The organism is Rheinheimera sp. (assembly GCF_020217005.1).
Taxonomy (GTDB): Bacteria; Pseudomonadota; Gammaproteobacteria; order Enterobacterales; family Alteromonadaceae; genus Pararheinheimera.
Map to the genome: position 1 here is coordinate 1 of NZ_JAIWOI010000005.1, position 10,000 is coordinate 10,000.

Consider the following 10,000-nt stretch of genomic DNA (forward strand, 5'->3'; position numbering starts at 1 on the left):
AACAGGCTGATTAAGCTTAAACGTTGTTGCATCGTTTTATCTCAGGCCGGACAGAAAATGGCGCTATGCTACCGAGCTGTTGCTTTGGATGCCAGTAAATATTCGACTTTAGCCCTACTCAGTCTGGGCAGGATTGAAATGCTATTGGTATACTGCAGCCTTTGATTTATCTCTGTGGAGAAATGAATGACTGGCTCAGAACTTGAACTCTGGACATTGGATGAACTCTGTGATCACGCCTTTGCAATATTTGAGGAATTGGCAGAGGAGAATCTGTCTGCGGCGGATTATCTGTTGTATCAACAACAGGCTGCAACTTCAGCTTATGTTGATTTAGTGCCGGCTACCGGGGATTGGGTTGAGCTGATCGCTATGGACATAGATCCTGAGTTGCACGTCGAAGCTCATATTGGTTTGGCTGATATCAATGGCGATACTGAGATGGTATTGGCCAGAATTTTATTAAGCAAAGAAAAATTTGAAACCTTATGTCATGCGCGCTGGCGTGGGCAGGACTAATTTTGGCTAAAAAATAAGCCAAGCCTCAGATTTTGTATCGTTTTTTCCAAATTTTTCTTTTGCGACTGGCCATGTTGCGCCTACACTAAAGTAACATCAGTAGCATGGATCGTGGATCTGAGAAAAACGAGGCAAAGGTTTGAGTCTTACCCGATTTGATTTTAGTAAGTTATTTGATCTCAATGTGTTAGTCCTTGAGTCTGACCCGGCGTCTGGCCATCAGTTGAAACAAATACTGACCAGCCTTGGTATCAGGAAAGTGGAACTTAGCCGCTCTGCTCAGCTGTTGTTGGCTAGTGAGCAGGTTGCTCCTTATGATGTGATTTTTCTTGATTATGATGCGGAACCTTCGATGGTTGGGGCCGATCTGATCGAGCTGTTGCTGATGAAAAATATCGTCAGCCCTTACTGTCGTTTGGTGGTGTTATCAGCTGCCACCGAGCGGCAGAAATATGCGGTGGATTACCCCTTTCATCAGATTGACTTCCTCAACAGGCCCTGCAACAAATTTCATATAGACGAGCAACTTAAACTCCATGTGCGATTGAAACCATTTATGGATCAGATCCTGCCTCTGGTCCATAAACGCCGTTATGTTGATGCCTTTAAATTAATAGGTGAATTACAACAAAAAGCAGGATCTGAGACTCCGGCCGCTGTGCTGCAATTAAAGGCCCAGCTGTTGCTCGAGCTCGGCGTGTTTGATGCTGCCTCTGCTTCTATTAAAGCTGCATGTGCCAGGCAACAAGACTGGGCCTTGTGGCTGCAATTTTTGCTGGACTACGAACAAGCCGATCTGGAATCCTGTAGTCACTTTTTAGCAAATGGCAGCGATGAGCAGTCCTGTTACCAGGAAAGAAAAGAGGTCTGGCAAATTTATCTGGCACTGGAAGATGAAGACTACAGCAGAGCTTGTGATATTGCCGGCAAATTGCCAACAGCAGGAATGTCGACCAGGATTACTCAATTAGTGAAGCTGGTGATGATGCTGTCGGATAAGACAGAACAAGCAATTGAATTAATTGAACGAAAAAGGCGACTTGCAGGTAGCGGTTATCAGTTTTGTATCTTGACCCTGAGCTTATGCAAAGTGCTGCTGTTTTTAATAGCTCAACCTCAGTCCGAGCAGCGCTTAGTTGCGTATCAGGCCATGTTACAGCAGTGTTTTCGCCAGTTAATCACAGATAAAGAAGCCAGCCAGTGTGCAGCTGATATTATCTGGTTACAGGGGAGCCTGGTAGCTCAGGCTGATGGCAAAGAAGCGGCAATCGCCTTCTTAGAAAAGCAGAAACAACATTTATCATCTATGCAGATGTCTGTTGCCAGTCAGTGTCATGGCGCCGCTCTGATGGCCAGCCTTGGAAAAATGAATGCTGCTTTTGATTTGATCTATCTGAGTAACAAAGCCTTGTATCTGATGCCGCACAGCATGCACAAAGTCTATGCTGCCTGTGTTCAGTTGCAGGCATTTCAGATGATTTACCCAAAAGCTGATAGAGGCCAGATTTATGCCCAAATGGGGTTACGACATGAAAAAGAAGCGGAGTTACGGCCTGCAGCTCAAATGTATTACAAAGCGTATCTGGCAGAACCCACTTACTTGTCCCATCAGGAACACTTAGCTAATTTGCTCAGTCAGTTAAAACTGAGCAAATATAAAACCTTTATACTGAGCGAATTTAACCAGCGCTAGAGGCCGCAGTAAAGCTCTGCTCCAGCACTAACGCCAGACGCACAGCGGCTTGTTGTAGCCGCTGTTCCAATTCTGGCAAATGTTGCTGCTGATAAGTTTGATCGATCAACATACCTGGTTTATAGCCCTGATAAATCAGTTTTACTAACAACACCGACTCATTGGCCCAATCCAGTACACTGACCTGTTGCCATTGTTTTTGCTTCTGTAACAGCGCTTGATACAAGGCTTGCTGTTTGGTTGCGTTTTGATACGACGCTGCTTCGAGAATTCTGCTATCCCAGACAGCATGTAAGTTAGAGGGCTCACCTTCAAAATAAACTGCAGTTTTATTGCCTCCTAAATCATCCGCATAACCAGCATGTAAAGGCTGATGCAAGTCGGCAATAAAATGACCTACAAATAATAAGGCCTCCAGTTGCTGTTTAGATGGAGCAAAAGGCGTTAGTTTTTGTCTTTGTTGTTCTATCGCAGACAAGACACAACCTTCGGCGGGGCAGTGCTGCATCGTCACTTTAGCGTCGGTGCGCTGGATATTGACGTAATGCCAGACTTTGCTGTGCTGGTATTCAGGTAAAGAACGTATTTGATCAGGCCAGGAACAGGCTTTGGTAAAATCTTTTTGTTCGTGTAATTGCATCAGTTGCTGTACTTTTTGCTGGCTGGCCGGGCTTAGTAATTGATAAGCCATAGAGCAGACCATCTGGTGGCCTAACTCGCCAAAAGCGAAAACCGGGCTACAAAACAACGCCAGAGCTAATACCAGATTACGCATGGATATTTCCTTATTCATCAACTAATTGAGTGACTTGCCAGTGAGCTAGCGGGCTTTGAGAGAGCAATGGTGATAGTTCTTGTAAGCAGTTTTCCATATCTTGTTTCAGTGTAAAAGGCGGGTTGATCACCAGCATGCCACTGCCTGTCATACCAAATCCTTCGGAATCTGGTTGCGGGCTGTATTCTATCCGCAACTGATTACGAATTTGTGTATCGACAATAGCGTCGATAAAGCTTTCTACCGCCTGGCGTTCTATAACAGGGTACCAAATCGCATAAGTGCCTTGTGGAAAACGTTGTATGGCTTGCTGTAAGCCTTTGATCAGGTCCTGATATTCAGTTTTCAGCTCATAGGGAGGATCTATCAATATCAGGCCACGTTTAGCCAAAGGCGGTAACATAGCTCGTAGTCCGGCCCAGGCGTCCATTTTTTCAATACGGCAATGCTTACGGCGTTGGAACTGACTGGCCAGTATAGGGTGGTCAGTTGGATGTAATTCGGTGGCCTGAATAGTGTCGGTCGGGCGGCATAATAAATCGGCAATTTTCGGAGAGCCCGGATAAAAAGCTAAATCATCGGCCTCATTGACCAGCTTGATGGTGTCAACATAAGCTTTAATTTCAGCGTTATTCCCCGCATAGTTCCAGACTTTACCTATGCCCGTCTGGTATTCAGCGGTTTTTTGCGCTTGCTCACTATGCAGGCTGTATAAACCGGCACCAGCATGAGTATCATGGTAGCAAAAAGGCTTATCTTTGCGTTTTAAGTAGTTCAGTATACTGATCTGAACCAGATGTTTAATCACATCGGCATGATTGCCTGCATGGTAACTGTGACGATAACTAAGCATAAGCCCACTCTTTTTGGATCGTTTTCGGAAGATTTTGGCGTCGAAGGCGCAATAAAAGCGCAAGCATACTGTGCCACAGCAGAAAGGCAAGTTTTCTTATGACTGCGGTTTGGTCAGAAGTTGTTTGGGGTTCTGACTGTGGCAGTGTTAAAATCCGCTGTATCGGCGTCACCGCAAGCACAGGACCTCCCTTGAATCGTAAAACTTCAGCAACCTCACCCCAGCAGCCTAAACATAGTCAGGCTGAGCTGCAAAAGCCATGGACTAAAGCAAAACCCGCTGCTGCTAAAACTGCAGGCGTAAAAGCAGCGGAGACAAAGGCCACTGCAGCTAAAGCTGTGTCGGCCAAAGTACTTAAACAAAATCGTCAGGAAGAAGCCAAAATTTATGGCGAAAACGCTTGCCGTGTCGCTTTTTTACAACGTCCGCAAGCCTTAGTGCGTTTGTATTTGAGTGAGCAAATGGCACCTAAATTTGCGGATCTAATGAAGTATCTGGCCGCCAATAAAAAAGCCTATCACGTGGTGTCTGAGGCTGAACTGGAAAAAGTTGCCGGCAGCCAGCATCACGGCGGGGTTGTGCTGTTGGTTAAACGTAAGGCGGTGTTATCACTGGCGAGTTATTTAACTCAAAACGGCCGTAAAAAACAGGATTGCTTACTGGCGTTAGACGGTGTAGGTAATCCACATAATTTAGGTGCTATAGCGCGCAGCTGTGCTCACTTTGGTATTAGTGGCATTGTGATGAAAGATCCTGAGTTACTGGCCCATGGTGCTGCGGCCCGCACTGCAGAAGGCGGGGTAGAGTTTGTTGAGGGGTTAAGTTGTGACAACCTGCCTTTAGCCTTGCAGTTGTGCAAGCAGGCAGGTTACACCCTGGTGACCACCTCAAGCCATGGAGGGGTATCTTTGTATACCACTGCATTACCAGCCAAAGTAGTGATCGTTTTTGGTGAGGAAATGTTTGGCGTATCACAATCTGTAGCAAAATCAGCAGATATAGCGCTGCAAATTCCTGGAACAGGTAAAGTGGAGTCATTAAACGTCAGCGTTGCCGCCAGCCTGATTTTAGGCGAATGGTACAGGCAACAGCAGTAGTTCAATCAGGCTCAGAGCGGCTTATTGTTGATCAACTGGCTGCTCTGAGTTGTGCTTGCTGCTGTTGTCGTTTCACCTGTAGGCCCGTTTGAGTGCATCCAATAAGGTGAATAGGGCAACTTTCTGTTTAAAAGCAAACTATGCTGATTGCCCGCTAATGTGTCTAAGCCTTCCATTCAGTCGCCACGGATGAACGCTGTCGAACTCCGGCTTTACCAATCAATAAAATCCCAGGCTGTTACTCTTTAAAATCTCACGATGCTTTCTGAATCTGTAGGTTGTGCTAATCGCAGCTACAGCGGTACTTAGTGGTCTGATGGTTTAAATTAACCACAACTGGCTGGTAGAAATTCAGCCGATTGACAGCTTCCACAACCTGGACACTTGATATTTTGCCCTGGTTTAGACGCAACAGCAGGATTTTAGGGCAAGAGCGAAAGCAAAGTTCCAACTGCTGGTGCTGTATTTAAGGTTAGAAAAGGTCCCATGGCCAGAATAAAACTCAGGCAGATAAAGCTGAGTAAAAAGCCAGCGCAGTGTTGTCTTCTAGTTTCCATTACACATTTCTCCTGGAAATTTCTGGCTATAGTCTGAAGTCATATTCGCTTTTTGACTGGCAAAAAGTGACCAGCGGTGAGTTAAGGGGACGGAAGGTGAAATTTCGGCTGGCGGGACTCAGGCTACCGGCATGGAGCTCGATTCTGGCGGCATGAAGGTCTATGCTTTGCCTGCTGGCCTTGCCGCTATGCCACCCCCTTTGGGTGACCACCTTACTGGCTTATCAGAATCGGAGTTTTTTATGCTTGATCAGTCCGCTTTATTGCTGTTAGTGAAAGCTTTTAAAGATCAACAATTATCAGAATCAGAGTTTTATCAGCAACTCACTGAAACTATCACCGCTGCTTTGGAGTGTAGCAGAGCGAGTTTGTGGCTATATTCCGACGCTTTGCTGAATGAAATTGTGGCGTTGGATTTATACGACAGTACTTCAGACAGACATTTCCAGGGCATTGCTTTGCATGAAGATGATTTTTCACCTTACTTTGAAGCTATGCGCAACGATGGTGGTATAGACGCTCCTTATGCGATGGAACACAGTGCCACCAGTTGTTTCACCGAAGCCTATTTTGAACCCAATGATATTTACTCTTTGCTCGATGTTGGCATCCGTTACAGCGGCCAATTGGTGGGTGTTTTTTGCTGTGAAAATGTCGGTGAGGTGATGCTCTGGACTGAACAGCAAAAAGCCTATTTGGACCAAGCAGGCAAGCTGATTACCTTCGCATTAAAGCCAGCATTGCAGCAAAAATTTGCCGCCTTATTCTGAGTGGCTTTTGATAAGCCTGAAGCGAATTCAGGCTTGTATTTTGACGGCTTTATTGCTCTGATAGTTGTCATCTTAGAGCAAGGACAGAATCAGAATGAAACAAGGCGTGTGGCTAACTGTATTTTTTGCGGTTTTGATCTGGTCCGGGATTGAACCTAAAGACCCATTTACCTGGTTGCTGGAAGTGCTTCCTGCTTTGCTTGGCGCGCTGGTGTTGGCCATGACGAAAAGCCGCTTCCCACTCACCTCTTTGCTGTACGTACTGATATTGCTGCACTGCATCATTTTAATGGTCGGTGGCCATTACACTTATGCTGAAGTACCGTTCTTTGACTGGCTCCGCGATTGGACCGGAGGTGAGCGCAATAATTATGACAAGGTTGGGCATTTTGCTCAGGGCTTTATTCCTGTGATGATTTGCCGTGAACTGATATTGCGTAAAGGCCTGATTTTTGGACAAAACTGGCAGTGTTTTTTTAGTGTCTGTTTTTGTTTAGCCTTCAGTGCTTTTTACGAGCTGATTGAATGGTGGGTTGCCTTATTGTCCGGTGAAGATGCGGAAGCTTTTCTCGGAACTCAGGGGTACGTCTGGGATACACAATCTGATATGGCCTGGGCGTTAAGTGGCGCTTTGATTGGCTGGTTCAGCCTCAAAGCGCTGCATGATAAACAACTGCGGCAGTTACGGACATAAAAAGGTCAGAGCTGAGCTCTGACCCTGATGCAGCTCTGTTAGTCGTTATTCAGACTGACAGGGCCATTGATTTGGTCCATCTTCAGTTCGCCTGAACCATCGTCCAGCAAGGTAAAGCCACCTGTCTGTTGCACTCTGATGTTCCCTGAACCATCACTGACACTAACCATGCCTTTGACTTGCCGAATATCTATGTCACCTGAGCCATCTTCCACCAGTGCAGTACCAGCGATCTGTTGAATCAACAAATCGCCAGAGCCATCTTCAACCGTCAGATTGCCTTTGAGTTGGCTCAGACTGATATCACCTGAGCCGTCTTCCAGTACCAGATTATTGCCACCCTGTACCGTCAGATTGCCCGAGCCATCTTCAATGACCAGATCGGAGCTTACGCCTTCTATGCGGATGTCTCCTGAGCCATCATCCAGAGTTAATGCCAGTTCAGCTGGCACCCGCACTACTAAGTCGGCGTAGGCTGAAGAACCGGTGCATATGCCAATACAAGACCCAGCCACAGCTTTAAGTACTGCAGCCGAACCATGTTTTTCCAGAGATAAACTAAAGGGTTTGTCTTCGCTGGCATACAGATCTGCAGTCACTTCAATCTGCGCCAGCTGTTTTACTCCGATAATTTTCAGATCTCCAGCTTCAGTTTCAGCCTTTAATTCAGTGATGTCCACAGCGCTCAGCTTCAACTGGCGTTGTTCGTGGTTCAGACTTTCAGTGGCAGAACTATGACCCACATGGATCACGCAAGCGCTGAGGAATAACGTAGGTACACAGACCGCAATTAGCCTTTTCATCGCAAATCCTTAAAAATACTCCTTACTCATGCTGTTAGTCTGCCCTTTGTACTGGGAAATTGCAAAGCAATAGGTTGTGTTAAATGTGAATTAAAACAATGACTTATAAATTGTTACTCTTTAACATTAAATGTTTCAGGAACTATGTGCGGCCTTTTGATAACGCGAAAACAGCAGTTGAACCCGTTCTACATAGCTTTGAGTTTCGCTATAAGGTGGTACACCCTGATATTTGTCTACCGCGCCAGGCCCGGCATTGTAAGCGGCCATCGCCAGTTTTATATCGCCTTGGTAGCGTTTAAGTAATGAGGCAAGATAGGACGCTCCACCCTGGATATTCTGCTGATGATGCCAGACATTTGTGACTCCGACTTCAATCGCTGTGTCCGGCATCAGTTGCATTAAGCCCGCTGCGCCAGTTCTGGATAAAGCTTTGGCATTAAAAGCAGATTCTGCATGGATCACGGCTCTTAGTAACGCGGGCTCGAGCTGATGTTGTTTTGCTGCTATGGCTATTTCATGCTGGTAGTGTTTTGTGAATAAGGGGGTATTGTGCCAATTCACGGTACTTTTCTGATCACAGGCAAAACAATCAAAACGAACTATCTGATAAGGTTGGTTTTTCGGAGCCCGGTCGGAAAAGGCTGTGACCCCATTGGCTTGCTGATAACGATAGACTGGCCCATGCTCTGCCGCTATGCCAGTCACCTGCATGAAAAAAATACTAAATGTCAGGGCTTTAGCTGCTTGAAGTTTCAATTTATGCCCCCACTTCCACAGGTGATTATTCAGCATAGTCATTCTTAGCGTTTTTTGCGGTGTTGTTTAGCAAGAACTCGCTACCAGAGCTCTATGTTTTATTGGTGTCATAGAGGCGCTATAGAATGAAGTGGAAAAATAGATAAACAGTTCAGTTTTCCAATCACAAAAACAGATTAACTTTATAGATTTAATTCGTTATCTCAATTCGTGTGAAACAGCTATTCTTTGTTCCATCGAAGCGAGTTCATTTTAAACATCAACCAACATGGAGTAAGACAATGTCTTCAATTATCAACAGCACCATCAAGCCATTTAAAGCGACAGCCTTCCATCACGGTAAATTTGTTCCAGTGACTGAACAGGATCTGTTAGGTAAATGGTCAGTAGTTGTATTCTACCCAGCTGACTTCACTTTCGTTTGCCCAACTGAATTAGGCGACCTGGCTGATTTTTATGCTAAGTTCCAGGAAATTGGTGTTGAAGTGTATTCAGTATCTACTGACACTCACTTCACTCACAAAGCATGGCATGATGCTTCTGAGACTATCAAAAAAATCAACTACCCAATGATCGGCGACCCAACTGGTACTATTACTCGTAACTTCGGTGTGATGATCGAAGAAGAAGGTTTAGCCTTACGTGGTACTTTCGTCATCAACCCACAAGGCGAAATCAAAGTTGCTGAAATTCACGACTTAGGTATCGGTCGTAGCGCTGCAGAACTGTTCCGTAAAGTTCAGGCTGCACAATACGTAGCAAACCACGACGGTGAAGTATGTCCAGCTAAATGGACTCCGGGTGAAGCGACTTTAGCTCCATCTTTAGACCTGGTTGGTAAAATCTAACTAAGTTGTTATGACCGGGGCTGAGGTACTCAGCTCCGGTGATTCTCCGGCCACACTCATACTGGCTGGCTTTAAACCCAAAATTAATAGTTTTGCAAAGGGCAACACAGCTCTTATGGCGAAGCTTTGCCTGAAAAAGGCGAAACAAAACGACTGAAGCGACCTAAGTAAGGGATCAGATATGTTAGATACGACTTTAAAAACGCAATTACAGACTTATTTGCAATACCTGAAAAGCCCTGTGGAGCTGGTTGTTGCGTTAGATAACAGCGAAAAAGCGGCTGAAATTAAAGCCTTAGCTGCAGATATTGCCAGCTTGAGCCCGCTGGTTCAGGTAAAAGAAGAGACAGATATCACAGTCCGTACGCCGTCTATGGCTGTGCGTGGAACTGCCAAAAATAGCTTAATACGTTTTGCTGGTGTGCCGCTGGGGCACGAATTTACCTCTTTGGTTTTGGCCTTATTGCATTCAGGTGGCCACACCATTAAAGAAGAGCAAAGTGTGCTGGATCAGATTGCCAGCCTGAACGACGAACTGAATTTTGAAGTGTTTGTGTCCTTAAGCTGCCAGACTTGTCCTGAAGTAGTACAAGCGTTAAACGTGCTGGCTGCGGTGAACCCAAAAATTAAGA

Annotated in this window: 10 protein-coding genes and 1 pseudogene; 7 read left to right on the plus strand and 4 right to left on the minus strand. The window is 45.6% G+C overall.

All coding sequences use genetic code 11. The features are described 5' to 3' along the window. Window positions 1–186: 186 nt before the first annotated feature. Both LDL40_RS00190 and LDL40_RS00195 read left to right on the plus strand, forming a co-directional pair. Window positions 187–519, plus strand: coding sequence for a DUF440 family protein (locus LDL40_RS00190; RefSeq protein WP_300992453.1), 333 nt, complete (start codon window positions 187–189; stop codon window positions 517–519). A 139-nt stretch (window positions 520–658) separates the two neighbouring features. Continuing rightward, complete coding sequence (locus LDL40_RS00195; protein ID WP_300992455.1) at window positions 659–2,212, plus strand: response regulator; 1,554 nt, start codon at window positions 659–661, stop codon at window positions 2,210–2,212. Here the strand turns inward: LDL40_RS00195 and LDL40_RS00200 are convergent. Both LDL40_RS00200 and LDL40_RS00205 read right to left on the minus strand, forming a co-directional pair. Further along, entirely contained in the window at window positions 2,199–2,987 is a 789-nt protein-coding gene (locus tag LDL40_RS00200; RefSeq protein ID WP_300992457.1) for a S1/P1 nuclease, read from the minus strand. The two genes, LDL40_RS00195 and LDL40_RS00200, sit on opposite strands and share 14 nt — an antisense overlap. Before the next feature lie 10 nt (window positions 2,988–2,997). Beyond that, window positions 2,998–3,840 carry a 23S rRNA (adenine(2030)-N(6))-methyltransferase RlmJ gene (locus LDL40_RS00205; RefSeq protein WP_300992459.1) on the minus strand — a complete coding sequence of 281 codons (843 nt, stop codon included), beginning with the start codon at window positions 3,838–3,840 and terminating at the stop codon, window positions 2,998–3,000. Between the two features lie 191 nt (window positions 3,841–4,031). On the opposite strand from LDL40_RS00205, the gene LDL40_RS00210 reads away from it, so the two are divergent. The 3 genes from LDL40_RS00210 to LDL40_RS00220 all read left to right on the plus strand — a co-directional run bounded on the left by LDL40_RS00210 (window position 4,032) and on the right by LDL40_RS00220 (window position 6,958). Further along, window positions 4,032–4,937: a tRNA/rRNA methyltransferase gene (locus LDL40_RS00210; RefSeq protein ID WP_300992461.1), complete on the plus strand. Its 906-nt coding sequence runs from the start codon at window positions 4,032–4,034 to the stop codon at window positions 4,935–4,937. A gap of 688 nt (window positions 4,938–5,625) precedes the next feature. Next, on the plus strand, window positions 5,626–6,264 hold the full coding sequence (locus tag LDL40_RS00215) for a GAF domain-containing protein (protein ID WP_300992463.1): 639 nt from the start codon (window positions 5,626–5,628) through the stop codon (window positions 6,262–6,264). 94 nt (window positions 6,265–6,358) lie between these two features. Then, window positions 6,359–6,958: a DUF2238 domain-containing protein gene (locus tag LDL40_RS00220; RefSeq protein WP_300992465.1), complete on the plus strand. Its 600-nt coding sequence runs from the start codon at window positions 6,359–6,361 to the stop codon at window positions 6,956–6,958. A gap of 38 nt (window positions 6,959–6,996) precedes the next feature. Here the strand turns inward: LDL40_RS00220 and LDL40_RS00225 are convergent, their stop codons facing one another. Beyond that, entirely contained in the window at window positions 6,997–7,761 is a 765-nt protein-coding gene (locus tag LDL40_RS00225; RefSeq protein ID WP_300992468.1) for a DUF4097 family beta strand repeat-containing protein, read from the minus strand. A 135-nt stretch (window positions 7,762–7,896) separates the two neighbouring features. Next, the gene (locus LDL40_RS00230; RefSeq protein WP_300992470.1) at window positions 7,897–8,520 is read right to left on the minus strand and encodes a lytic transglycosylase domain-containing protein; all 624 of its coding nucleotides are present in this window, start codon (window positions 8,518–8,520) and stop codon (window positions 7,897–7,899) included. Between the two features lie 281 nt (window positions 8,521–8,801). Here LDL40_RS00230 and ahpC point away from each other — a divergent pair, with 281 nt between their 5' ends. Beyond that, window positions 8,802–9,368, plus strand: a complete 567-nt coding sequence (ahpC, locus tag LDL40_RS00235) for an alkyl hydroperoxide reductase subunit C (RefSeq protein ID WP_053423174.1) — start codon at window positions 8,802–8,804, stop codon at window positions 9,366–9,368. Window positions 9,369–9,549: 181 nt separating this feature from the next. Continuing rightward, window positions 9,550–10,000 (plus strand): annotated as a pseudogene (locus LDL40_RS00240) (alkyl hydroperoxide reductase subunit F); the annotation flags it as partial.

Bases quoted from the DNA above. Each gene is read 5' to 3' on its own strand.
- LDL40_RS00190 (WP_300992453.1), top strand. From the start codon at position 187: ATGACTGGCTCAGAACTTGAACTCTGGACATTGGATGAACTCTGTGAT.
- LDL40_RS00200 (WP_300992457.1), bottom strand. From the start codon at position 2,987: ATGCGTAATCTGGTATTAGCTCTGGCGTTGTTTTGTAGCCCGGTTTTC.
- LDL40_RS00205 (WP_300992459.1), bottom strand. From the start codon at position 3,840: ATGCTTAGTTATCGTCACAGTTACCATGCAGGCAATCATGCCGATGTG.
- LDL40_RS00215 (WP_300992463.1), top strand. From the start codon at position 5,626: ATGGAGCTCGATTCTGGCGGCATGAAGGTCTATGCTTTGCCTGCTGGC.
- LDL40_RS00220 (WP_300992465.1), top strand. From the start codon at position 6,359: ATGAAACAAGGCGTGTGGCTAACTGTATTTTTTGCGGTTTTGATCTGG.
- LDL40_RS00225 (WP_300992468.1), bottom strand. From the start codon at position 7,761: ATGAAAAGGCTAATTGCGGTCTGTGTACCTACGTTATTCCTCAGCGCT.
- ahpC (WP_053423174.1), top strand. From the start codon at position 8,802: ATGTCTTCAATTATCAACAGCACCATCAAGCCATTTAAAGCGACAGCC.